The organism is Arthrobacter sp. fls2-241-R2A-172 (assembly GCF_030208885.1).
Taxonomy (GTDB): domain Bacteria; phylum Actinomycetota; class Actinomycetes; order Actinomycetales; family Micrococcaceae; genus Arthrobacter.
On record NZ_JARVTB010000009.1, the window covers coordinates 80,126 to 105,233 of the forward strand.

The 25,108-nt window shown below is 61.3% G+C and carries 19 protein-coding genes and 2 pseudogenes; 16 read left to right on the plus strand and 5 right to left on the minus strand.

Annotated elements, in window-relative coordinates; genetic code table 11:
* Nucleotides 1-28 precede the first annotated feature (28 nt).
* From lepB to QRM57_RS14505, 5 genes and pseudogenes are all read left to right on the plus strand, one after another.
* The gene (gene lepB / locus QRM57_RS14485; RefSeq protein WP_284987123.1) at nt 29-835 is read left to right on the plus strand and encodes a signal peptidase I; all 807 of its coding nucleotides are present in this window, start codon (nt 29-31) and stop codon (nt 833-835) included.
* On the plus strand, nt 835-1,596 hold the full coding sequence (gene rnhB, locus QRM57_RS14490; protein WP_284987124.1) for a ribonuclease HII: 762 nt from the start codon (nt 835-837) through the stop codon (nt 1,594-1,596). The genes lepB and rnhB overlap by 1 nt, the downstream gene beginning before the upstream one ends.
* 79 nt (nt 1,597-1,675) lie before the next feature.
* On the plus strand, nt 1,676-2,011 hold the full coding sequence (locus tag QRM57_RS14495; RefSeq protein WP_235522071.1) for a DUF2469 domain-containing protein: 336 nt from the start codon (nt 1,676-1,678) through the stop codon (nt 2,009-2,011).
* Between the two features lie 101 nt (nt 2,012-2,112).
* The gene (locus tag QRM57_RS14500) at nt 2,113-2,478 is read left to right on the plus strand and encodes a YraN family protein (RefSeq protein ID WP_284987125.1); all 366 of its coding nucleotides are present in this window, start codon (nt 2,113-2,115) and stop codon (nt 2,476-2,478) included.
* Nucleotides 2,479-3,162 (plus strand): annotated as a pseudogene (locus QRM57_RS14505) (magnesium chelatase domain-containing protein); the annotation flags it as partial.
* Between the two features lie 675 nt (nt 3,163-3,837).
* Here QRM57_RS14505 and QRM57_RS14510 read toward each other — a convergent pair.
* The 5 genes from QRM57_RS14510 to QRM57_RS14530 form a co-directional block, all read right to left on the minus strand.
* Nucleotides 3,838-5,109 (minus strand): M20 metallopeptidase family protein, encoded by a 1,272-nt coding sequence (locus QRM57_RS14510; RefSeq protein WP_133830840.1) that lies wholly within the window; start codon nt 5,107-5,109, stop codon nt 3,838-3,840.
* A 154-nt stretch (nt 5,110-5,263) separates the two neighbouring features.
* Nucleotides 5,264-6,754, minus strand: a complete 1,491-nt coding sequence (locus QRM57_RS14515; protein WP_207604505.1) for an aldehyde dehydrogenase family protein — start codon at nt 6,752-6,754, stop codon at nt 5,264-5,266.
* 203 nt (nt 6,755-6,957) lie between these two features.
* Nucleotides 6,958-8,073 carry a Zn-dependent alcohol dehydrogenase gene (locus QRM57_RS14520; RefSeq protein WP_166651676.1) on the minus strand — a complete coding sequence of 372 codons (1,116 nt, stop codon included), beginning with the start codon at nt 8,071-8,073 and terminating at the stop codon, nt 6,958-6,960.
* A 149-nt stretch (nt 8,074-8,222) separates the two neighbouring features.
* The gene (locus QRM57_RS14525) at nt 8,223-9,563 is read right to left on the minus strand and encodes an aminotransferase family protein (protein WP_207605890.1); all 1,341 of its coding nucleotides are present in this window, start codon (nt 9,561-9,563) and stop codon (nt 8,223-8,225) included.
* Between the two features lie 308 nt (nt 9,564-9,871).
* Nucleotides 9,872-11,395, minus strand: coding sequence for an APC family permease (locus QRM57_RS14530; RefSeq protein WP_133830838.1), 1,524 nt, complete (start codon nt 11,393-11,395; stop codon nt 9,872-9,874).
* 379 nt (nt 11,396-11,774) lie between these two features.
* On the opposite strand from QRM57_RS14530, the gene QRM57_RS14535 reads away from it, so the two are divergent.
* The 11 genes and pseudogenes from QRM57_RS14535 to QRM57_RS14590 all read left to right on the plus strand — a co-directional run bounded on the left by QRM57_RS14535 (nt 11,775) and on the right by QRM57_RS14590 (nt 25,060).
* Nucleotides 11,775-13,148 (plus strand): aldehyde dehydrogenase family protein, encoded by a 1,374-nt coding sequence (locus QRM57_RS14535; RefSeq protein ID WP_133830837.1) that lies wholly within the window; start codon nt 11,775-11,777, stop codon nt 13,146-13,148.
* The gene (locus QRM57_RS14540; protein ID WP_133830836.1) at nt 13,138-14,844 is read left to right on the plus strand and encodes a diflavin oxidoreductase; all 1,707 of its coding nucleotides are present in this window, start codon (nt 13,138-13,140) and stop codon (nt 14,842-14,844) included. The genes QRM57_RS14535 and QRM57_RS14540 overlap by 11 nt, the downstream gene beginning before the upstream one ends.
* Nucleotides 14,845-15,064: 220 nt before the next feature.
* The gene (locus QRM57_RS14545) at nt 15,065-16,510 is read left to right on the plus strand and encodes a glutamine synthetase family protein (protein ID WP_243835349.1); all 1,446 of its coding nucleotides are present in this window, start codon (nt 15,065-15,067) and stop codon (nt 16,508-16,510) included.
* Nucleotides 16,511-16,576: 66 nt separating this feature from the next.
* Complete coding sequence (locus tag QRM57_RS14550) at nt 16,577-17,350, plus strand: SDR family NAD(P)-dependent oxidoreductase (protein WP_133830835.1); 774 nt, start codon at nt 16,577-16,579, stop codon at nt 17,348-17,350.
* Nucleotide 17,351: 1 nt separating this feature from the next.
* Nucleotides 17,352-18,092 carry a gamma-glutamyl-gamma-aminobutyrate hydrolase family protein gene (locus QRM57_RS14555; RefSeq protein ID WP_133830834.1) on the plus strand — a complete coding sequence of 247 codons (741 nt, stop codon included), beginning with the start codon at nt 17,352-17,354 and terminating at the stop codon, nt 18,090-18,092.
* Nucleotides 18,089-19,282, plus strand: coding sequence for a cytochrome P450 (locus tag QRM57_RS14560; RefSeq protein WP_133830833.1), 1,194 nt, complete (start codon nt 18,089-18,091; stop codon nt 19,280-19,282). Before QRM57_RS14555 ends, QRM57_RS14560 begins: the two co-directional genes overlap by 4 nt.
* Before the next feature lie 5 nt (nt 19,283-19,287).
* A complete protein-coding gene (locus QRM57_RS14565) occupies nt 19,288-19,524 on the plus strand; it encodes a ferredoxin (RefSeq protein ID WP_133830832.1) in 237 nt (78 codons plus the stop codon).
* Nucleotides 19,521-20,681, plus strand: a complete 1,161-nt coding sequence (locus QRM57_RS14570) for an NAD(P)/FAD-dependent oxidoreductase (protein ID WP_242703047.1) — start codon at nt 19,521-19,523, stop codon at nt 20,679-20,681. Before QRM57_RS14565 ends, QRM57_RS14570 begins: the two co-directional genes overlap by 4 nt.
* A 4-nt stretch (nt 20,682-20,685) precedes the next feature.
* Nucleotides 20,686-22,470: a helix-turn-helix domain-containing protein gene (locus tag QRM57_RS14575; RefSeq protein WP_133830831.1), complete on the plus strand. Its 1,785-nt coding sequence runs from the start codon at nt 20,686-20,688 to the stop codon at nt 22,468-22,470.
* 207 nt (nt 22,471-22,677) lie between these two features.
* A complete protein-coding gene (locus tag QRM57_RS14580; protein ID WP_133830830.1) occupies nt 22,678-23,442 on the plus strand; it encodes a type 1 glutamine amidotransferase in 765 nt (254 codons plus the stop codon).
* Nucleotides 23,443-23,735: 293 nt separating this feature from the next.
* Nucleotides 23,736-25,060: pseudogene (locus tag QRM57_RS14590) on the plus strand (ISL3 family transposase).
* The last annotated feature ends 48 nt before the right edge of the window (nt 25,061-25,108 follow it).

Sequence of the window (25,108 nt, forward strand, 5' to 3'; positions counted from 1 at the left end):
TGAAACACCTTTGAAGAACGGACAGTAGATGCCGGACAAAGCTCCCGGGAACCCTGAGAGGTACGACGACGACGCACGGCTCTCGGACGGAACGGCAAGTACTGCCGGCTTGGCGGAGACGAGCCCGGATGACGCTGATGCTCCCGGGAAGACGCACAGGAATCCCGTCCTCGTTTGGGTGAAAGAGATCGTCACCGTTGTAGCGATTGCCTTGGTGCTGTCCTTCCTGCTCAAGACTTTCCTGTTCAGGGCGTTCTATATCCCCTCGGAATCCATGGAAAGCACCTTGGATGTCAACGACCGGATCTTCATCAACCTCCTGGTTCCGGGCCCGTTCGACCTGTCCCGCGGTGATGTAGTGGTGTTCAAGGACACCCAGGCCTGGCTCGAACCCGTACCGCAAAAGCCCGCCGGGCCCATGGACTGGTTGAACGACAGCCTCGAATTCGTGGGGCTGATGGCCGATAACACCGATCAGCACCTCGTTAAGCGTGTCATCGGCCTCCCCGGCGACCACGTCTCCTGCTGCGACGCCCAAGGGCGCGTCAGCGTCAACGGGGTGCCGCTGAATGAGACGTACATTAACCCGGCGGAAATTCCCCAACCGAGCACATTCGACGTCGTGGTTCCGGAAGGGAAGGTCTGGGTCATGGGCGACAACCGCAACCACTCGGCCGATTCCCGGGCTCACCAGGAAGTCAACGGCGGGTTCATCAACATCGACGACATTGAAGGTAAAGCGACCGTCATCGCGTGGCCTGTGAGTCGATGGACAATACTCGACAACCACTCAGACGTCTTCCGGGATGTCCCCAAGGCAACAGCGACCAAGTAATGACAACCACCACGGCAGCCGTCACGACGGGCAAGTCCCCAGCGAAAGCCAAGGGCAAGAAAACCGCGCCCAAGGCAAAGAAAGCCGTTGGGTTTCCCACCCTTGACCACGAACGTACGTTCCTGGCTCCAGGTGTGAGCCTGCTTGCGGGCGTGGACGAGGTAGGCCGAGGCGCGTTGGCCGGTCCCGTGAGCGTGGGGATCGCCGTGGTGAACCTCGCCGACCATGGCCTGCTGGCCGATGTCCGGGACAGCAAACTGCTCAAGCCCGAGGACCGCGAACGGCTTGAGCCCTTGGTCAGGGACTGGGCTGTTGCATGCGCCGTGGGTCACGCGAGTTCCCGGGAAATCGATGAGATCGGCATTATCGCCGCGCTGCGCCTGGCAGGTACGCGGGCGTGGTTCGACATCCTGGCCGGCGGGATCACCCCGGACATCGTGCTACTGGATGGCAGCCACAACTGGCTTTCACCCGAGGTCCAGGCTTCCCTCTTTGACACCCCAGCGGGTCCCGCCTGCGAAGCTCCCGTCCACACCAAGGTCAAGGCCGACATGAGCTGCCTCAGTGTCGCGGCAGCCAGTGTCCTGGCCAAAGTGGCCAGGGACCGCATCATGGTTGACCTGCACTCCGAGCTGCCTGCCTACGGGTGGGATGTCAACAAGGGCTATGCCACCTCCGCCCACAGGGAGATGATCCGGCAGCAAGGTCCCAGCGCCTACCACCGGACGAGCTGGAACCTGACCAGCTCCGGAGCCGACTGATCCGCTCCATGGACGCTCCCAAGCCCCAGGCCGGGCCCGGGTGGCGCGTCACGTCCTGAAGATGGTGCAAGATGGAAGCATGAGCGCCGAGGACCTTGAGAACTATGAAACCGACATGGAGCTGCAGCTCTACCGTGAATACAGGGACGTCGTCGGACTGTTCAGTTACGTAGTCGAAACTGAGCGGCGGTTCTACCTTGCCAACCATGTTGACCTCCAGGCCCGCAGCGCGGATGGTGAAGTTTACTTTGACCTCACGTTGCAGGATGCCTGGGTATGGGACGTGTACCGCTCGGCCCGCTTTGTGAAAAACGTCAGGGTCATCACCTTCAAGGACGTCAACGTGGAAGAACTTCCGAAGAGTGAAGACCTGGCGCTACCGAAGGACGGCGGACTCGGCGACCTTGGCAACTAGTCCCAAGTGTTCCTCCACAAGCGTGACTACCGGGGAGTTACCCACATAGCGCAGTGACCCCCTGCCGTCCGCCGTTGCCAGCCTGAAAGCTGGTAGCGGAGGTGATGGTCATGAGAGCAAAAGACTTGCTTGGCCAACATGGCGAAGCATTGGCCGCTGAGTTCCTGGAGACCCAGGGAATGCGGATCATAGATCGCAACTGGCGCTGCACGGACGGCGAAATTGACATTGTGGCCCTCGAGGGCGACATCCTCGTAGTCGCTGAGGTCAAGACCCGTCGAAGCCTGGATTACGGACATCCGTTCGAAGCCGTAGGTCCAGCCAAGCTGGCCCGCCTGCACCGGCTCGCGTCGTCGTGGTGCCGTGCCCACGAGGTGAGGGCCTTGCGCCGGCGCATTGACGTCGTTGGCGTTGTCGACGACGGCATCGGGCGACCCCTGCTGGAGCACCTGCGGGGTGTGGGTTAGATGGGGGTGGGGCGCAGCTACTGCGTGGCCCTGGTTGGCTTGAATGGCTACATCGTCGAGGTCGAAGCGGACATTGGACAAACGCTCCCGAGTTTCGTGATCCTGGGCCTTCCGGACGCGGCACTGAACGAGGCCAAGGAACGGATTCGTTCCGCCGCCCAGAACTCCGGCATCCCACTGAGCCGGCGAAAGATCACGGCCAATCTGATTCCGGCTTCACTGCCTAAGCGGGGATCCGGCTTCGACCTCGCCATCACCATGGCTGTCCTTTGTGCAGCCAACGATGTCCGCTCCATTGGCAGGACGGTGTTCATGGCAGAACTTGGCCTGGATGGACGGCTGCGTCCTGTTCGTGGAATCCTCCCGGCGGTTATGGCCGCCGTGCAGGCAGGCTTTCCGGACATCGTCGTGGCGGAGGCGAATGCCGCCGAGGCGTCGCTGGTGCCCGGGGCAAAGGTTCACGGGTACAAAACGCTCGCGCGGCTCGCCTACGATTTCGGTGCAGACCCCAAGGACCTCGTACTGGACTACGAGCCATCGGGGACTGACACTGCCGAGGATGACGACACCACCGGGTTCCCGGAGCCTGACCTCTGTGACGTTTCGGGGCAGGGAGAGGCGCGCAGGGCCTTGGAAGTCGCTGCAGCCGGCGGGCACCACATGCTCCTGACCGGACCGCCGGGTCTATGTCCTTAACCATGCATGCGTGAAGGCGCGAGCGGTGGCTGAATTGCAGTCAAAACGTGCTCGTGACTTTCATCGCGGATGCAGCGCCTGCACGAGCCCGGCCGAGCTGCTGCCCTCGCCTGGGCGGCGGTCTCCGGCAAGACGGTCAGATCTAGTGAGATGGGTCCTGATCAGTCACGGAGGGGTTCATTGGTCATATGAGGCAACGTTCTCGGACCCACCCCTATTGCTAACAGTGTCTGGTCTTCAGATGGTACTGAACTCCATCAGCCCTGGGCCTCGGCACATTCTTTCGCACGCCTGCATCGACCCCGCCAGGACGACCGGGCCAACGGTAAGAAGGATGGTAGGCATGAGTTAGCAGCTTGCGCCACGGGTGCCAGGGGTAAGGCGGAAGTGGTCCATGGGTGGGCTGTGCGCTCCAAAGGGGAGAACGTCTTCGCCCCCATGTGTCAGATTGCATTCCAGGACCCACTCGTGTCCTTGTCAGGAAGGAAAGAAGAGGACTCTATTGTGACAGGACCCGGATGGGGCGCTGACGTCACGTTGGGTGTACCAATCTGATAGTGGTTGAACTGCCATCCATTCGGGGCTTCGAGACCGGTCCTGCTAGGTCCGCTGCCTCAAGTGAGGCGTGGGCCGCTCCGGAAGCCCTCCGAGCTGCGCCCGGGGCTACCCCAGGACCTCCAACTCCTGGAGCTTTCCAAGCGCCACGCCCGCCATAAATTGTGTCTGGTCGACGAGGACACTGTCGTCAAACACTGCCCTGGGCGAGTGCATGGGGGCCCACTCCATGGGGTCGATATCTGGAGACCCAGCTCCGAGGTGCCCGTACGCTCCTGGGACCTCCACGAGGACACGGGAGAAATCGTCAGAGCCGGTCCTGGGGGACGGGCTGGGCACGAACCGGTGCTCTCCGAAGAACGTCCGTGCGGTCCTGCCCCAGAGTTCGGCGTCACTTTCGTGATTGACGGTGGCCGGCATAACCGGAGTGAACGTTGCCTCGGCTGTCAGTTGATGAGCAGTCGCCAGTTGCCGGATGAGATCCGGCAACTCCTGTGCGAGCCGCGCTTCGACACCGGGGCTGAAAGACCTGACGCTGGCCCTGAATTCCGCCGAATCAGGTATGACATTAGAGGCGGAACCGCCATGGAATTGGCCCACGGACAGTACCACGGGATCAAAAACGTTGAATCGCCGGGTGATGTACGTTTGGAGCGCGCCAAGCATTTCAGCAGCTACCTGTATGGGATCCAGAGCTTGGAAGGGGCGTGAACCGTGCCCGCCACGCCCGATAACCTTGACGGACAGATCTCCGAAGGCAGCCATGTAGGAGCCGGCACGGGTCGTGAACACGCCTGACGGGATGTCCGAAACGACATGCAAGGCGTAGGCAGCATCCGGTCGCCTGCCGGCTGCGTTAAGAACGCCTTCCTCCAGCATGATGCGGGCCCCCTCATGTCCTTCCTCCCCCGGTTGGAACATGAAGATGACGTCACCGGTCAGGCTGTCACGTACGGACGAAAGCAACCGGGCGGCACCAATCAGGCCCGCTGTATGCAGGTCATGACCGCAGGCATGCATCGCTCCATTAGTCGAGGCAAAGGGTATTCCCGTCTTTTCTGCCACAGGAAGGGCATCCATGTCACCTCTGAGCAGTACAGTGGGACGGCTCCCGACGGGGGCCTGGGTGGCCCCGCCGCGTAGTACCGCAACCACGGACGAGGCTGCTTTTCCCAGGCTTATTTCGAGGTCGAGTCCCTTGAGTGCCTCAAGGACCCGGGCCTGGGTGCGGGGCAGATACAGGCCGACTTCAGGATCGGCGTGCATTTCCCTACGGAAATCGACCAGGTCGCTTCCATAGGCCGGGATCGCCGCTGTGGCGTCCTCAAGGAAACTCAGCGGTGAAAACCGCACCGTATCTGTCGTTGAAGTATCTGTCATTGAAGGACTTTCTCGTCTCATGTTGCCAGGCTCTGGCCTGCTGCTTTCCCGAGAGGACGCGGACCCCCGTCTTAGCCACGCGTCACGTTCCCGGACTGTTTGTCGCAGGCCCCCACGGGGCCTGGCCTACGCTTGTTGGGGTCGGATATGGCGCCTAGAGCGGGGAATCCGTCCTGTCCACGCCAACCACGCGGTCGCCGGTGAAGAAGCGGACGCCATACTGCGGACCGTGGCCACCGATACCGCTGGTGCCCCAAAAGCTCTGGCGTGAACTGCCGGCGAGGTCGCTCATGAATGTGCCGTTGATGCGGACTTCACCGGCACGAATACGGGATCCCACTTCGATGGCCCTTGCTTCATTGGCACCGAATACGTAGGCATCCAGGCCGGTTGCGGGGCCGTTCGCATGGGCAAGTGCCTCCTCGACCGAATGCACCGGATGTACCGTTACCAGCGGCCCGAAAAGCTCTTCCGTGGCGGCCTCGGCGGCACATCCGACGATCATCCCCGGTGCCATGAACCAGCCGTCAAGACCCGGCAGCTCGCCGCCAGTGACGAGCTTTCCCCCCAGCTCGAGGAGCCGATTCACTGAGGCTTTCAAGCCATCACGCTGCCGCTGGAATGCCAGGGGACCCACTTGCGTCGACTCATCCAAGGCGTTTCCGACCCGAAGCTTACTGAGTTCAAACTTCATAGCTTCAACGAAACGGTCGTGAATCGACTCGTCAACCAGTACTTTGCCTGGCGCCTCACACCACTGGCCGTTGAGACGCGTCATGCCCTGCACAATGGACCGCGCCGCCGAGCTGACGTCGGCGTCATTCAGAATGATCACGGGATTGTTGGATCCGAGCTCCATCTGCATGACCGCCAGGTTGGACGCGGCAGCCTGCGCAACCGTCCGGCCTGCGGAATCGCCACCCGTAAATGAAAGAGCCTCGATCCTGGGGTCCGATGTCAGCAGTGCTCCTGTCTCCGAATTCCCATGAATCAGCTGAAACGCGGCGCCCGGGTATCCCAGTTCGGTCATGGCAGACACGATCGCCTCAGCGAAGAGCTGGCAACCGCTGGGGGCGTTCTCGGAGGGTTTGAGGATGACGGGGCAACCGGCCGCCATGGCTGCCGCCACCTTGCCGACCACGGTGAACGTTGGGGCATTCCAGGGGCCGACGATGAGGGCTGGGCCGAGGGGCTTGCGCAGGATGACCACAGACCTGGCATGGTCAAGGGTCTCCGATTCACCAAGCTGTTCCGCTTCAGCAATAGTTCCGCGGACTCTGTCACCCAGTGCACCGGCAATCAGGCGGGTGGTGCGGATAGGAACCCCGGTGTTGATGCTGTCCTGGAGGGCGACTTCTTCGCTCTTCGCATCGAGGGACGCGGCTACCTTCGTCAAGAGCTCAAGGCGGTCCGGGAGTTTGATGTCTTCAAGTTTCCCGGACCTGTGAAGGGTCGCTGCTGCCGCGAGTGCCCGCTCGACATCATCCTTTGCGGTCTTGCGCATCGGCTGCCGGGGTTCGCCAGTATTTGGGTTGGTAAGGTAGCGGCCGTTTTCCTCGAGCTGCAGCCATGTGCCATTGACAAAGGAGCGTTGCTCGACGAGGTCGGGGGCAATATCAGTCAGTTGGGCTAGTCCTTCAGTCATTTAAGGGTTGCTCCTCTGGTTTCGTTTGTGGGTTTTGTCGTCCATAACCAGTGACGGCAGGGGCTGGCCCCCGATGTTTGCTGTTCATGTTCGGAAGGCTGTGCAGCGGCCTAACGTTCGTTCCGGCCCGGCTGTGGCGCAAAGCAAGATCGCGATCACCGGTAACCAGGCCGACGCCGCAACGATCTACGCAGTTATCTGGATCACGATTGCCTGTTGGTCATGTTCAGCACGACGCGGATCGTCGACGCATCCGCCATCGCTTCGAATCCCTCGTTGATGCGGTCGAAGGGCAGCTCTTTGGTAACCATTCCATCGAGATCCAGCCGATTGTTCAGGTAGTGGTCGGTGAACATGTCGACATCGCTGAGGAACCTGTTCGCACCCATGTACGCGCCTTGGAGGTGTCGGTCGCCGTAGATGAGTGCATCTGCGGGGATACGCAGTTCGGACCCGGTGGGCATGAGACCGAGTATGCTGGCGGTTCCGTTCGGGCTCAGGAGCGAAAAGGCGAGTTCCGCTGTCTCACTGCGGCCGACCGCCTCGATTGCATGGCTAACACCCTGGGGAAGAAGTGACCGGACCTGGATGAGTGTTTCTGTCGGGTCAGGTGATGAGAGAACTGTGTCCGTGGCACCGAAGTTGCGGGCGAGCTCCAGCTTCGCGGGCACGGCGTCAATGGCAATGATCCGTCGAGCCCCAGCCAGCCTTGCACCCTGGATGGCGGCTATTCCGACGCCGCCGCAGCCGATTACGGCGACAGTATCCTCTGGCCCTACTTTTGCGCCGTGAATGACCGCGCCGACTCCTGTACTGATGCAGCAACCGAGAAGACATGCCACCTGGGGAGGCAGGTCAGAGCCGACCACTGCAACGGATGCCTCTTTCACCAGGAAGGCCTCCGCAAATGCGCCGATACCGCCGAGCGACTCGACGCTTGATCCATCATGTGAGATGAGTCTGGGCCGCTGCCGCTCACGCATCGAGTCGACCCGTTCGCACTGGGTCGGGCGCCCGCTGATGCAGTTGCGGCAAGCGCCACAGGACGGGGTTACGGTTGTTACGACGCGGTCTCCAGTCTTAATTCTTGTGACGCCGGAGCCGACGCGCTCGACAATGCCTACGACTTCATGTCCGAGGACCGCCGGCAGGGAGATATCCAGGGCCCCCTTCAGGTAGTGCAGATCGCTGTGGCAAAGGCCAACTCGCTCCGTCCGGATGAGGACCTCATGGTCCTCCGGATCATCCAGCAGCAGCTCGCGGATCTGGAGAGGTGTTCCGGGCTTTTCCAGTACGGCGGCAAGAATGGGTGTAGGCACTTGGCTTCCTTGAGGGTTTAGGCATTTGCAGATGGATCGCTTCGACCATCTTCGGCCCTGGCAGAGTTTCAAAAGTGTGTGGAGGGAACAGCCTTTACGGCCACTATGTGCAAGGTGACCAGCGTCGGCACATGGTGGAATGACAGGGATTAAAGACAGCTTCCGCTTCCAACTCGGGATCCGCTCCGGCTGTCATCCACAGCGGCCCACCGCTCAACATGGTGTTCCATGGCGCGAAGGGCTTCCTCCAGCTTCGCCAGCAGTACCCGGGTCTCCTCTTCGCTGATCACCAAGGGCGGGGACAGGATCACCGCGTTGTTCAGCGGAGCAATGCCTGCCGGATAGACAATAAGCCCCTGGGCGAGGCATTCCTGCACGAAGGTGTTGGCCGCTCCGAGCGCAGGATCGGGCGCCTGCTTGCTTTCCTGGTCCGTAACGAACTCGAAGCCCCACAGCAGGCCCCGGCCACGGACATCGGCCATGCAGTGGTACCTGGCTGCCAGGGAGAGCAGTCCTTCTTTGAGCTGCTTCCCCCGCTGCCGGACGTTTGCAAGGACGTTCCGGCGTTCCATGAAGTCCAGGACCGCCAGGCAGGTGGCTGCCCCCAGGGGATTCCCCGAAAAGGTGTGCCCGAACGGAGCGACACCGCTGCCTTCCCTGAGCGCCTCGACAACATGGCCTCGGAGCAGGACGCCGGCAACAGGGGAATAACCGGCACTTAATCCTTTACCGATGAGAAGAAGGTCCGGGACGACGTTCTCGTAGGAACTCGCAAACCAATCTCCCGTCCGCCCGACGCCCGTGATGACCTCATCAATGATCAGCAGCACATTCAACCGGTCACAGATTTCGCGCAACCGGGAGAGGTAGCTAGCCGGAGGCGTCAGGACCCCGCCGGCGGCTCCAACGATCGGTTCCACGATCACTGCTGCGACCGTGCCAGGGTCCTCGTTCCGAATGGCATCTTCGAAGGCTTGCGCAGCCCGCAGCGCGTATGCTTCTTCGTTCTCGCCCGGCTGCGCGAAGCGATACGCGTAGGCCGGCGGGGCGAAGGAGAACGCATGCAACAACGGCCCGTAGTCGGGGCGGCGTGCTGCATGTCCCGACATTGACAGGGCTCCCATGGTCATGCCGTGATAGCTGATGTTCCGGCCGAGAACTTTGACTTTGCCCGGGAGCCCCCTTTCGCGCCAGTAGCTGACTGCTGTCCGGATGGCGAACTCGGACGCCTCTGATCCGCTGTTGACGAAGAATGCCCAGTCAAGGTCTCCCGGTGCCAGATCGGTGAGCCGCCTTGCCAAGGCCTCGGCGGGCACATTCGTGAACTGGGTTCGGTAAGTAAAGGCCACCCGGCATGACTGCGCCTTCATCGCCTCTGCAACTTCTTCTACGCCATGGCCGATGTTTGCAGTCATGGCCCCGCTGCACCCGTCCAGGTACTGCAGACCGGCTGAGTCATACAAGTAGACCCCCCGGCCATGGGTGACCACCGGGTATGTCTTATCAATGGTCTGCTTCAACAGAGCGCTCTCAGAAATGGAATACTCCTTTACTGTCCTGGCGAGCCTTCTGAGGCGTTTGTACCAGGGCTGATAGATGGTCGCTTGCCTCAGTGGAGGTCCGGCGGTGTTGCACAGGCCTCAGAAGATGCAGGCCGGGCCATCGAGTTGACCCCGTCAGGTATGACCAGAAGTGGGGTGATCAGAGATCAACGGGTTCGGCACTGCTGTGGTGACGTCGTTCTGGAGGTCACCACAGCAGTGCCTCGGGCCCGGCACGAGTCCGGAATCCCGGGGGGTTAGCTCTTGTTTTCCGCCGTAGCGCAGTTCTCGCTTTTGGCCGGTTCGTGCTCCTGGCTTGATACCGGGGGCAGAAGCGCGGCGTATGCTTCGGGCCGTTTTGAGCGCATCACCAGTGCGGTCACCAAACCGCCGACAAACAGGGCTCCCATGACCGTTAGCAGGATGCCTGCAGCCAGGTCACCGCCGACAAGAAGCCCAAAGTTCTGCACGACCAGGAAGACAATCGCGCCGAGACCGATCACAGCAAGAGCGGGAGCAAACAGCGTGGCCCACAGCTTTCCTGTTGCCTTTCTCCGGAAGAACACGAGCACCGAGAATGACGTGAGGGCCATCAGAACCACCACGCCGAGTGTTGCTGATCCCGAAAACCAGGTGTACGCCTGCGTCACCGGGTCTAGCCCGAGGAGCGCCTCGACCCCAAGCAGGGCAATTGCCACGACCGACACAGTCAACGAGGCCCTGGAAGGAGCTCGGTGTCGGGGATGGACCGTGCCAAGCCCGGAGGGGAGCACGCCCTGCGTTCCGAGGGTGAACAGGTAGCGCGTCAGCACGTTCTGGAACGTGAGAATGCAGGCGAAGAGGCTGCTGATCAGGAAGACTTGAAGGAGAGTTGCCAGGACAGGGGAGACGTACTTCGCGGCCAAACCGACCACGATGCTGGTGGGATCATTCGTAGCCACTTCAACGATGTTGCTGTCACCGATACCGGCCTGCATGGCCCATGCGGTGAACGTGTAGAAGATGCCGACAGCGAGGACGGCGATGTACGTTGCGCGCGGTATTGTGCGGTCGGGGTCACGCGCTTCGTTGCGGAAAACAGCGGTGGCCTCAAAACCAATGAATGAGAAGAAGGCAAACATGACGCCCAGCGGCGGGACACCTTCACCCAGACGGGCGGGGGACAGTGAGTCACCGCTCAAACCTTCCGCACCGCCGTGGACAACCACCCCGATGTTTACTGCCAACAGAACGACCGTTTCAATGACCAGGACCACACCCAGCACCTTGGCGGAGAGCTCGACGTCCCGGTACGCAAGAGCACCGCAGATCGCCATCAGCACCAGACTGCACAGCCACCAAGGCAGATCCGGGCCGCCCAGATCGTGAACAGTGGTCTGGGCCGCTGATCCCAAGTATGAACACAGCGCAAGAAACAGGAGCAGGTAAGTACCCAGTGCAAAGGTGGAAGCCCCTAGCCCCATGCCCCGGCCGAGGCCAGTCTGTATGTAGGAGTAAAAGGCCCCCGCATTTTTCACGAACGGCGTCATACGCGTGAAGCCAATCGCGAACAGAAACAGGATCGCCGTGGCGATGAGGAAGAACAGTGGACCGCCCGTGCTTTCCGAGGCAGATACCACCACAGGCCAGCCGGCCACGACAGCTGTCATCGGTGCGGCACCAGCCACAACCATGAACACGATTGATCCGACACCTAGCCCGCGGCCGAGTAACTTGTCGGGGGTCAGGAGTCCGTTGGGTCCGGCATCCACCGGCTCAAATTGAACATTATTAGTTGCCATTCGTCCCTCCCGGACGTTTGAAGCCTAGTCATTTCACGATGCTTTCGACAGGGCGAAAATGAGTAGCACCGCTGAAATCCAACTGCAGTCGTGGCCCCCTTGCCACGGCTGCTGTGAACTGGGTTACAGCCTAAAGTCGCTCCTTACACGCTGCTGTGTCAGCTCTGCACACTATCCCCACCGCTCATGGTCGCAATGCACAGTTTTGGCGCATGTCACCCCGGTGTGCAGGTTGCACATGCCTGACATCGATGTGGTGCCCGTCGCACTCGCTCCCTGGCCGGAGCCCGGGCATGCTCGATACCAACGGAGCTTCCCAGACTCCACATGGGACTAGGAATCTTTGACGAAATCCACTCTCCTGAAGGAGCACCCGAGTATGAGCAGCATTATTTCCGTTTACAACCCCGCTACAGAGGAACTGATTGGTGAAGTCCCTTCGTACGACTTGGCTGAGGTTGACGCGGCCGTCGAGCGTGCCCGGAAGGCGCAGAGCATTTGGGCGCGGAAGCCTATCGCCGAACGCCGTGACGCCCTCTGGGCCATCGCGGACGCTGTCATCGCGCACACCGACGAGCTGGCCTTGCTCGAATCAACCGACGTGGGCAAACCGCTGGCCGCCGCCCGGCAGGAAGTGCTCGGAGTAGCCGAATGCTTCAAGTACTACGCGGGCATTATCGACAAGATCCTCGGCGACACCATTCCCGTCGACGGTGGCATCAGCATGACCTTCCGTGAGCCGATGGGCGTCGTAGCCGTCATCTCCCCGTGGAACTTCCCTCTGCCGATCGCGTCATGGGGTATCGCACCTGCCCTCGCCTGCGGCAACGCCGTAATCGTTAAGCCTGCGGCCCTCACCCCGCTGTCCACTGTCCGTCTTGGCCAAATCGTGAACGAACTGGGCGTCGTCGGCGACGCGCTGCAGGTCCTCACCGGCTCTGGGGCACGCGTCGGTAACGCCCTTGCCGAACACCCCGGCGTTAACAAGGTCAGTTTCACCGGTTCCACCGAAACCGGCCGGTCGATTATCCAGGCAGCGTCCAAGACGATGAAACGGGTCACCCTCGAACTGGGTGGCAAGTCCGCCAGCATCGTCTACAACGACGTAGACCTTGCAAAGTGCGTCCAGGCGGCGCCTATGTCTGTCTTCGACAACACTGGTCAGGACTGCTGCGCCCGCAGCCGTTTTCTCGTTCAGCGGGGAGTCTTCGACGAGTTCGTTGAAGGGTTCATCGAAACGACCCGCGCCCTGAAGATCGGTAACCCGCTCGATGCCACAACAAATCTCGGCCCTCTGGTATCGGCCAGCCACCGCGAATCCGTGTCCAGCTTCCTCGGTGACGGACTGAACGTTGTCACCGCAGGCGAGGCACCGGAGGGTCCCGGCTTCTGGATGGCACCGCGGATCGTTATTGCGCCGGACCCCAAGAGCCGGGTGGCAACTGATGAGATCTTCGGCCCCATCGCCTCGGTCATCCCCTTTGACACCGAGGAAGAAGCCATCGCCCTGGCAAACAGCTCCATCTACGGGCTCAGCGGCTCCATCTGGACCAACGATGTAGGCCAGGCACTCAGGACAGCACGGGGAGTGGAATCCGGGGCTCTGTCCGTCAACTCCAACTCTTCGATCCGGATGCAAACGCCCTTCGGCGGCTTCAAGCAGTCCGGCATCGGCCGCGGACTGGGCCAGGCAGCCATCGAGGCCTACACCGAACTCAAAACCGTCTTTGTAAGGACTGATCGTGACAACTGAGACAGGGGAACTGGTCCGCACCGACCAAGGCATCTCTTCCGAAGTTTCCGGTGCAACAGACAGTGCTGTGCAGACCCTGAGCGTGCTTTACGGCAGCCAGACCGGGAACGCAGAATTCCTGGCATCCAAGATCGTGGACAAGGCAAACGCCCAGGGCTATGCAGCCGAGCTGATGAGCCTGGACATGCTCACCCCCGAAGATGCGGCGCGCAAGGACCGGCTGCTGATCGTTACCGCCACACACGACAACGGCCACATGCCCGATAACGCGCAACCGTTTTGGGATCAACTTCAGAGCGCTGGCGCAGACCTCTTTGAGGATGTGCCCTTCGCGGTCCTTGCCATTGGCGACTCGATGTACGAAGACTTCTGCAAGGCCGGCATCGACCTTGACACACGTCTTGGCGAACTCGGCGGCAAGCGGATCCTTGACCGCCTTGACTGCGATGTCGACTATGACCTGACGTCGGGCAAGTGGATCAAGGGCATGCTTGAGACCTTCAAGACAGTTGTTCCCAAGAAGCCAGGCAAAACCCCGCAAGCCTCCTCCGCCCCGGGAACAACGCCCGCTGAGCAGCCCAAAACCACCCGCCGGGAACCTGATACGGCCACTGTCGTCGAGGCCCGCCTCCTGAGCGCTCCGGAGTCTGAAAAAGAGGTCTGGCACTATGAGCTGGAGGTCAGCGGCGACGGCCGCAACTACCGGCCGGGTGACTCACTCGCCGTAATCCCGGCCAACTCCGGCGAGCTCGTCGATGACCTCCTCGCCTTTCTGGGCCTCGAGGGAAGCGAGGTGTTCGGTAACGACGGCAAGACAGTACGCGAGTCCCTCCAAAACGACTATGAGCTTCGGCTGCCTCATCTGGGCATCGTGGCCTGGCTGGTTGAAGATCTCGCGCCCGATCATCCCGTGCGGAACCTCGTCGAGTCCGGTGATCGCCTGGCGTTGGAGAATTGGCTGTGGGGACGGGACATGCTGGACGTCCTGCAGGAAACGAGATCAACAGATGTTGATCCGCACGAGTTCATCCCAATGCTGCGGCCTTTGCAGCACCGGTCTTACTCCATCGCATCCAGTCCACTTGCTGACGGTGACCGTGTCCACCTGACGGTCTCTTCCGTGCGGTACGAGGCTGCCGGGCGCCGGCATTCGGGCGCTTGCAGCGGTTTCCTCCAGTCCGCCGCGGAAACCAAGACGGCCATGAAAGTGTTCCCGCTGCCGGCCCACGAGTTCCACCTGCCCGACGACAGCTCAACTGATGTGATCATGATCGGCCCAGGCGTCGGAATTGCCCCGTTCCGCGGCTTCCTTCGTGAGCGCGAAGTCTCACAGGCCCGGGGACGGAACTGGCTGCTCTTCGGGGACCGTCACGAGAAGCCGTCCTGGCTCTATCAGGATGAAATGGAAGAACTGCAGACCAATGGAGTGCTGGACCGGCTCAGCCTGGCGTTTTCCCGGGATCAACAGGGCAAGGTCTACGTCCAGGACAGGATCCGCGAGGAAGGTGAAGACGTTTTTGCCTGGCTGTCGGGCGGTGCTTCGGTCTACGTGTGCGGCGGCAAACAGATAGCACCTGACGTTGACGAAGCCTTGCTGGCCGTGCTCATCAGCCACGGTGGAATGACGCCCGAATTGGCGCACGACTACCTGCAGTCCATGAAAGGCGAAGGACGTTACGTCAAGGACGTCTACTAAGCCTGCCTGCCCGCTCGGTTCCGGGGATTTTCGCACCCCTGGAACCGGGCAGGAACACAACAAAGCCTTGGCCTGAGTGCAGGGACGCGGTCTCAAATGTGACGTGGCTTACCGAATGCATGTAGCCGGCAATCATGATGTGCACTTTGCACATACGCCCGCGAGACCCCGCATTTAGTGTCTTTAGTAACCGATATCAATGAGGATAAAGAGGTACACAGTGAATCCGATCACACAGGTCCCGGAGGACCTCCAAGAACTCGAGGCAATCGACATGCAGGATAAAACCGCCGCAGGGTCAGCCCACGACGAACTGCAAAAGTTCGTCTCCGAAAACGACATCAAAACCTTCAAAGTGGGCGTCGTGGACCTGGACGGTGTGTGGCGCGGCAAGCGCATCCCCGCCCGGTACTTCCTGGAAAGTGTCGCTGAGCGCGGCACAAACATCTGCAACATCATCTTCGGCTGGGACATTCAGGATGAGATCATTTCTGATCTCAGCTACACGGGGTGGGACTCGGGCTACCCTGACGTGACCCTGCTGCCGGATCTCAACACCCTGAAGGTTGTTCCGGGGGAACCTGGGGTCGCATCCGTCATTTGCGATGCCTACGAAATGTCCGGCGAGCCGGCGGCGATCTGTCCCCGGAGCATTCTTAAGCGGGTTGTGAAGAAAGCCGAAGACCTCGGTTACTCGCCGGTCTGCGCCTACGAGTTCGAGTTTTACCTGTTCAAGGGGACTCCAACCGAGCTTGCCGCCAACGGCTGGCGTGACCTGACTCCCATCACGGCTGGCAGCCACACCTACAGCCTCGTCAGGGACACAGGCACCGAGTTCCTCATCGGCGAGATCCGCCGCCGCCTGTCTGAGCAGGGTATTTTCATCGAGGCCAGCAACAGCGAAAACGGCCCGGGCCAGTTCGAGATGAACATCCACTACTCGGATGCTCTCGCAGCCGCGGACAACGCCCTCCGGCTTAAGGCCACCGTCAAGGAGGTCGCAGCTGAAGCCGGCTACACGGCATCGTTCATGGCCAAGATCAACCCGGAGTGGGCCGGCTCCTCCGGGCACATGCACCAGAGTCTCTGGGATCCGGAATCCGGCAAGTCAGCTTTCGCCAATGCCGAGGAGCCCGGCGAGCTGAGCGCCGTCGGGTACAACTACCTGGCGGGCGTCGTCGAGACGGCGCCGGAGCTTACCGCCCTCTACCTGCCCACCATCAACTCCTATAAGCGGACCGAAGGCGGGCAATGGGCCGGATCCAGCGCCACCTGGGGCCTGGACAACCGTACGGTTGCCATCAGGTCCATCCCGTCAACGGGCAGTGCTGCGCGCATCGAAAACCGGGTACCTGGCGCTGACGCCAATCCTTACCTGGTCATCGCTGCCAGCATCGCCGCCGGCCTGCACGGCGTGGACACAAAGATGACCGCTCCCAAGCGGGTGGTAGGCAACGCATACGCCCTGGAGGAGGGACACCAGGTAAAGGAGCTCCCCGCAACACTCGGCCAGGCCATCGAACAGTTCGAGAAGAGCGAGGTCGCCAAGGAGTACTTCGGTGAAACCTTCGTCACGCACTACGTCCAGACGAGGCGCTGGGAGCTCCGCAAGCTTCAGACCAGTGTCACCGACTTCGAAATCGCACGTTACCTGGAACGAATCTAGCGCCCAGTGCAGCGCTGAGAAGCGTTCAATCCACCATTTTCCTTACCAAGAAAGAAGAAACACCCAATGACTACTCACCCCGGAAAGATCGCCGCAGTCACCGGAGCCGCGTCCGGAAACGGCCTTGCCATCGCAGAAAAGCTGCTCAAGGAGGGCGCTACCGTCGTAGCCCTCGACCGTGACGAGGCCGCGCTCGAGCGCCTGGTTGGCCAGCACCCGGAAATGGTTCCTGTTGTTATGGACGTCGCCGACGAGGCTTCGGTCGGCAGCGGCATGGCCGAGATCGATGCCAAGTTCGGCCGGCTCGACACCCTCGTCAACAACGCAGGCATCGTCAAGGGCAGCAACTTCGATGACCTCGGCGTTGCCGAATGGGACCAGGTCTTCGCCGTGAACTCCACAGGCCCGTTCCTGGTCAGCCAGGCTGCACGTCCGCTGCTGGAGAAGGGCGCCGCCGCCCGAGGCGACGATTCAACCAGCGCCATCGTCAACATCACATCAGTCGAGGCCCATATCGTCATCGCCAGCAGCGGGCACCCCCAGGTGCATTACAACGCTTCCAAGGGTGCACTCCTGATGTTCACGAAGGCTTTGGCCATCGAAACCGCGGCTTCCAAGATCCGCGTCAATGCTGTTGCCCCGGGCTTCATCGAGACCCCGTTCACCAAGTCCGTGCTGGAGAACCAAGAGGCCGTGAAGTTCCTCCTTGACCGTACGCCGCTCGGACGTATCGGCCGCCCGTCCGACGTTGCCAACGCCGTCGCGTTCCTGGCCAGCGACGAGGCCAGCTGGGTGACCGGTACCACCATCCACGTCGACGGTGGCTGGCTGGTTTACTGACATGAGGGCGCCCCTTATTGCCATTTCAGCGGCTCGGCAAACCGTCGATACCGCCTTCGGCCCGATGCCTTCAACAGTCCAGAACATGGCCTACGCCAACGGCGTCCTTGCCGCGGGCGGCCGTCCTGCCATTCTTCCGTCAACGGCAACAATCCCCGATGCGGCCCTTGAAGGGTTCGACGGGCTCATCCTCACCGGCGGCGGCGACATCAGCCCCCGACTGTATGGCGAGGACCCGATCGACACGGTCTATGACGTCTGCGATATCCGGGACGATTTCGAGATCGAGCTTTACAACGAGGCCATGCTTCGTGGCATACCGGTCCTGGCGACCTGCCGGGGAATGCAGCTTGTCAACGTCATTCGCGGCGGAACCCTGGTCCAGGAAGTAAGCCCGGACCGAGGGCACTGGCAGGACAACCCTTCGCACCAACCGTGGCACAGGGTGCAGCTGGAACCTGATTCCGAACTTGCCCGGATCGCTAAAGGCCTGAGCATCCCGGTGAACAGCTACCACCACCAGGGCCTGGGAAGGCTCGGGAAAGCCCTTCGCATTGTGGGACGGGAAGGCGATGTTATTGAGGCAATCGAAGCCGATGATGCCAGCCTGATCGGGGTGCAGTGGCATCCCGAACACATGGTCGATTATGACGAAGCCCAGAAGGCTCTCTTCGTGGATCTCGTGGAGAAGGCCGCGGCACACGCACAGTCAGAGCAACTACTTCAGGAGCAATTCTCATGAGCACAGAAACCGAGCGCGGGCTCAGCCACAACAAGTCAGACTTTGACTTCCACGGACGGGCACTCGACAACATTTTCGACGACTACCAGGACATGCTCGCCAACGGTCCTGTCGGTCACAGCGACAAGTATGGGGGCTTTTGGTACATCACCAAGAGCGAAGACATCTTCAATGCAGAGCAGGATCCTGACACTTTCGCTGTCGGTCCCTCCATGCTCCTCCCTGCCTTCGGCACCGATGTCCCCCTTATCCCGATTGACATCGATCCGCCGACCCACGCTGACTTCCGCAAGATCCTGCTGCCGATGTTCACTCCCATGAATGTTTCCAAGCTGGGCCCGGGAATGCGGGAGACCGCCCGGCAGCTCTGCCAGGAGGTCCTCGCGGCGGGCGACGTCGTTGATGTCTCGGCGAAGCTTGCCCGCCCGATGCCGACAATCATCTTTAGCCGCCTGGCCGGATATCCGGAGCAGGACTGGCCGATTTTCGACCGGTGGATCGATGAGATCATCTATGAGCGCACGGCCCATCCTGAAACGGCCTACGCGGCCGGACGCGAGCTCAACGATTACTTCGACCGCCTTCTCGACGAACGGGAAAAGGCCGGACCGGAAGCAGAGGCCAGCAACGATCTGATCACCCAGCTTCTGAAAGCGGAGGTGAAGGGACGGAAGCTCACGCGTGAAGAACTGCTGTCGTACTGCTACCTGCTCTTCCTGGCCGGGCTGGATACGACCGCCTGGGCAATCCGGTCCGCCCTTTGGTACCTTGCCGGCAACCCGCACGCCCAGCAGCAGTTGCGTGAAGACCCGGACCTGATCCCCACAGCTGCCGAGGAGTTCCTGCGGACGCTTTCTCCGGTCCAGGCCATGGCCCGCACAGCAAAAGCAGACACAGTTGTCCGTGGCCAGGAGATCAAGGCCGGGGAACGCGTCGTGCTCGTCTTCGGCGCGGGCAACCGGGACCCGGAGGTCTACGAAGAACCCAATGAAATCAAGATTGACCGTGAAGACAACCGCCATCTGGCCTTCGGCGGCGGTATCCACCGGTGCCTTGGATCGAACCTTGGCCGCGCCGAGATGGTTATTGCCATGGAGGAATTCCTGAAGGCTGTCCCTCACTTTGAACGGGCGAATGACGACGAGCCGTGGCACGGCGTCGGCCCGCTTACCCTCAAGATTGGAGCTTGATCACTATGGGAGAACTTTGGGTCGATGGAGGGCGTTGCCAGGGCCACGCCCGGTGCTGGGCGCTGGCACCCGAAACCTTCGAGATCGACGAGGAAGGCTATGCGCACGTCATTCCTGGCCGCGAAAACAGCGGCGACGAGCCGAACGTCCGCAAGGCCATCCGGAACTGCCCTGAACGGGCAATCCTTGAACGGGAATCGACCGAGGCCGGCGAAAAAGCCGCAGAGGTTTCGGCGTCGTGACACATCTGCCAGACCGGGTCGCGATTATTGGCGCTTCGGTTGCATCGGCGATGCTGATTGAACGCAGCCGTGAGCTTGGGTTTGCAGGCGAATTTATCGTCATAGATTCCGACCCGAATGCGCCTTACGACCGGCCCCCGCTGTCCAAGCAGTTTCTTTTAGGCACTGGTTCCGTCGAACCGGCCGAGTGGTGGCCGGAGGCTACGCCGATCCTCAACGCAAAGGCGATCGGGCTGCTCCCTGACAAGCGGACTGTTCTGCTGGACAAGCTCGGAGAAGTGGCGGCTGACGCGGTCGTCATCGCATCCGGAGCCGGTTCCATCAGACTGCCAAAAGAGCCGGCAGGCGTTCTCAGCCTGAGAACCGCCGAGGATGCCCTCGCCCTGCGCAATGCCGTGGATGCAGGGGCTGCCAGTGCGATCATCATCGGCGCCGGAACCATTGGTGCGGAGCTCGCCTCCACACTGGCCCAGCGTGGGCTTGCGGTCACCGTAGTGGATCTGGCTCCGCAACCAATGCAGCGCTTCTTTTCAGGACATCTGGGGGAAGAAGCAAAGGCATGGATGCACTCGGCCGGTGTTGTAACCCACTTTGGAGTTGCTGTGGAGTCCATTCAGAAAACCGATGCCGCATGGACAGTCCAGGTCAGCGGCCTGGACCTGCACGCCGACCTTGTTATCAGCGCTGTCGGCGCCCGGCCCAATACTGAATGGCTGACCTACAGCGACCTCGACATTTCCAACGGAGTCCGTTGCACTGCCGACGGGAAGGCGCTGCTGACCAGCGGTGAAATCGCTGACGGGATCTTCGCTATCGGAGACGTTTCGGCACGGCAGGCCGAGGACGGAACGTTTCGGCGGTTCGAGAGTTGGACTCAGGCGCAACGGCACGGTGCAGCCCTGGCTGAATACTTCGCCGGCTTCGAATCCATGGAACTGGAACAGGCTCCGTACGGATGGACGGAGCAGTTTGGTCGAAAGGTCCAGGTACACGGGATGCTTCCGCCGGAAGGCGAACTTGTGCAGGTCTACGCTGCCGAGGAACGCAACGCCGCCTTGTACCGGATCGGATCCGCGGAGGAGGAGGCGGCCTGGATTGGCGTCAACGCGCCAAGGCAGTTCAGTCGGGCCTCCATGGGCATGAGCCTCCTAAGCTGAAAAGATGAATACCCCTGCTGAGCCCGCGGCGCCGCAACCGAACGAGGTCCTGCCGGCTGACTATCGCCAAAAACTCCAAATAGCAGAGCTCCGGGCAGATACCCTGTCTGAGCTCACGCAGCTCATGATGGAAGGACCCGATCCGCTCGCGCTTGCTCAAAGGGCAGTGGACCTGGTTGCCAGGGCAACAAACTCAGCAGGGGTTTTCGTCTACCTGTGGGATGAACAGGAACAAGTTCTTGTTATGCGTGCAGGTACCGCTGGAGTGCAGAGCCAGCAAGTTGGAAGGGTCACCCTTCGCCTCGGCGAGGGGGTAACCGGCTGGGTGGGGCTTACCCGGCAGTCAGTTGTCCTTAACAAAAACATTCAGCAGGATCCGCGGTTCGTCAGCATCAGCGAACTGCAGGAAGAAGATTTCAACTCGATGCTGGTAGTCCCGATCGTGGCTCCGACCGGGACGCTCCTGGGTGTATTCAGCCTCTGGTCGTATGTCGAGGAAACCTTCACGTGGGAGTCAAAGCTGATTGCCGACGAGGTGGGCATGCTGCTTGCCAGCGGCCTGCTGCAGGCTGAGACTGTTGATGACTTGCGGCGTCAGTCTGCAGCAGCACATTTCCTTGTAGATTTCCCGATCAACTCCGCCACTTCGGTTCTGCAATGCGCTCAAGTGGCCGCCCAGTCGATCCTCAAGCACATGAGCTCCGACGGTTGCGTCATCGAATATTTCGGTCGTGGTCCAGCCACATCCCCGCCCACTGCCATCGCAATGGACAAGGGCGAGCGAAGCGGAACAGTGGTTCGAACCACTCACTCACGAACAGCAACCTCCGAATTTATCGAATCCAACTTCGCCGGACATGAGCGGATATCTGTTTCCTTCGGCCTGACGAGCACCCGGGGCATCGTCACCTGCTACCGTCCACGCCGCTATTCCGCCAGGGAACTTGACCGACTCAGCGCCATTTGCTCCCAACTGGCCGCCCTGTTTGAAGCAGTAGAACTGGAATCGGTAGGTTCCTCCCATGCTTCACGCCTGCTTCGAAGCGTCGGCACGAGCACATTCGCCCGCATTCTGGAGGAGTCAGGCTGGTCAAAGGGCCGCACACTGCCTGTCCTGGTACGGGTGAAACGGCTGAAATTCGACTCGGATGCGGTGTCCAGGCGCATTGCCCCCTACCTGCAGGAACTGGCCGGCCCACGGTCCCTCGTCTTCACGGAGGGACCCCTCAGCCTGCTCTTTATTGATACCCCCTCCGGTACGGGAGAGGAGATCAAGGCGAAGCTGGAGACAACTCTTTCTGAGCTCGACGAACACCGCGGCGTCTCAGCCTTCGCCGGCCTCGGTCCGGTGGCCCGCGATGTCGCTTCCCTGCAGCCTGCGCTTTCCGACGCCGAGACCGCACTGGCATGGACAGAACTGGTTGCCAGGACGTCCGGGAGACGGGTCACCTCTTTCAGCGAAATAGAACATCTGCAGGACGTGCCGCTCGTAGGGGAAGGGATGTCTGCGGAGATCAAGGACGTGCTCGCTGAACTCAGGTCCCTCATGCGCTACGACGCAGAAAATGGAACCCAGTTGGCCGAAACAGTTGCCATGCTGCTATCCAACAAGGGATCCATTGCGGACACGGTCTCCAAGTTGCACATCCACCGCAACACGCTCCGGCAACGCCTCCAGCGCGTAGAGCAGCTCATCGGTCATTCCTTCGAAGAATCCGGAGACTGGCTACCCACAGGCATTGCCGCACGGTTGGCGGTGCGGGAAGGCCAGCGCGCGGTTCTTCAGTGACGGCAACGGCCGCCCAAACTAAATTCCTGTTCAAGGACCGTCCCATGGTGTGAATAGTGTCGACCCCAGCCATCCGAAGCGCCAATGCCTCAGCTCTGCAAGCACACACATTCGGATCTCCATGTGCAAATGGCACTGCGGTCGCGGCGATGCCGTTCGCTACCTTGAAGTATTGGAAACTCCGATCGCCCGATAAGGAATTCGAGCATGACCTACCAGCCAGATCTTTCCCGAGGCGCCGGCACTTTGCAGGCCCTCGTCATACAGCCGGATCCCTATTGCCCGATCGACCGTCTCGGCCTGTGGCTGCACGATGAGGGTATAACCACCAGAATTGTCCAGCCATTTAATGACGACGTGATCCCGGAAATACTTCGGGAGGACGCCCTGGTGGTCCTGGGCGGTGACATGAGCTCGCTGGACGACCATGTCTATCACTGGCTTGCCCACATCCGCAGCCTTATGGCAGCTGCTGCCAGCCACAGGAAGCCCACACTTGGGATATGCCTCGGAGCTCAGCTGATGGCACAGACTTTCGGCGGTACGGTGACCAGGGGCGACCAGGGCCTCGAGGCGGGAGTCGTAGAGGTAGCATTACGGTCCGAGGCGGCCGGGGATCCCCTGATGGCCGGGTTACCGGGCCCTTTCTGCGCCGGGGCCATGCATGGGGACATGATCGACCACCTGCCACCTTCGGCGGTCTGGCTCGGGATGACCGCCCAATATCCGCATCAGGCTTTCCGGGTAGGCGAAATGTCGTGGGGAGTTCAGTTTCACCCTGAGCTGTCGCCGGCGGTCTACCGCCAGTGGCTATCCCTGGTCGACGAGAATGACGCGGTTGCCATGGAGCGGGCAGGGCATGGTATGCAGGCGTTCGAGAATCAAGACCAGATTGTGAGGGAGCATACTGAGGCAATGGCACGACGCTTCGCCCACCTGGTCCGAACGACCGCAACAGTGGCTTCCCAGTAGACCAAGTGGTGTGGCGGCGCTGCCGTTGCGGCTTGGACGTGTCCTGGACATCCGGCGCCGCGCCTCCTGCCCCCGGCACCAGTCATTCCAAGGGGGCGGGAACATGCCATATCCGTCGTGATCGGATGCGCCAGGTATGTGGCCCTTCGCAGATGAGCGTGGTTAGTGCTGGCTGAGACTGTCCCCGCCGGGCATTGGATGTTGTCGGTGCGGCGTGGTGCGGTGGGAATAAGGTCAGGGCCTCTTTGAATTGGTTGCGGCCAAGCAAACCAACACCCAAAAGAGACCCTGACATGAATAACTCTATGTCTTGTTCCGGTGGCCGCTGGTGCACGCGCGCCGGATGCGCTGCTCGGTGTCGAGGGCCTCCACATCAACTCCGTCACAGCAACCGCCAACGGCCTGGTTCTGCACGTCGAAACCGGTGAAACCCTCAGTGGCTGTCCGGGCTGCGGCGTCGTCGCGGTCGGGCACGGCCGCCGGCCGGTTCGTCTCCATGACACCCCGTGTTTCGGTCGTCCGGTGCGGCTGCTGTGGGCCAATCGCGTCTGGCGCTGCCCCGACCCGGACTGTCCGGGGGAACACCTTCACCGAGGAACACCCGTTGGCCGGGCCGCGGGCGAAACTCACCGCCCGGGCAGTGGCATGGGCGACCGACGCGCTGCAGCGTTTCGACACTTCCGTTTCAGCCCTGGCCCATCAGCTCGGCTTTTCCTGGCACACCGTCTGGGACGCCATCAAGGCAGAGGCCACCAGGCGCATCGGCATCACGGAACGGCTGGCCGGCGTGAACGCGCTCGGCGTCGACGAGCATGTCTGGTCACACACGGGCCCGCCGGGATCCGGCATGGTCACCGGGATCGTGGACCACACACGGGACGCCCGCGGCATAGTTCACGCCCGGTTGCTGAACCTCGTTCCAGGACGGTCCGGGAAGGCCTACGCCGACTGGCTCAAAGAGCGCGGTGCCGCCTTCACCACCGGCATCAAGACAGCGGCCCTGGATCCGTTCCGTGGCTACGCGAACGCAATCCGCGATGAATTGCCAGAAGCCATCACCGTCCTGGACGCGTTCCACGTCGTAAAACTCGGATCGGCCATGGTCGATGAGGTCCGCCGCCGCGTCCAGCAGGACACCCTCGGACACCGCGGCCGCAAGGGCGATCCGCTCTACGGCATCCGCCGGGCGCTGCAAGTCGGCGCCGAACACCTCACCGACAAACAAACCGCCCGGCTCGACGCGAAGCTCACCCTCGGGGACCCGCACCACGAGGTCACCCTGGCCTGGCAGTGCTACCAGAAGCTCCGCAACATCTACCACGCCAGACCCGAGCGAGGCAGGGAACTAATCAACGAAGTGATCGCTTCGTTCCCGTCCTGCCCGATCCCGGAAATCTCACGACTGGGCCGGACGCTCAAACAATGGAAGGCAGCGATCCTGGCCTACTTCGACACCAACGGCGCCTCCAATGGACCCACCGAAGCGATAAATGGCGTCATCGAAACCACCCGCAGAATCGCCCGTGGCTTCCGCAACTTCACTAACTACAGACTTAGATGCCTACTCGCCGCCGGCGGCCACCGCCCCTACCGGATCAAACAAACGAACCATGCCTAAACGCGAAGGGCCAGGTATGTTGAAGCGCCTACGTATCTTGAGCTCCTT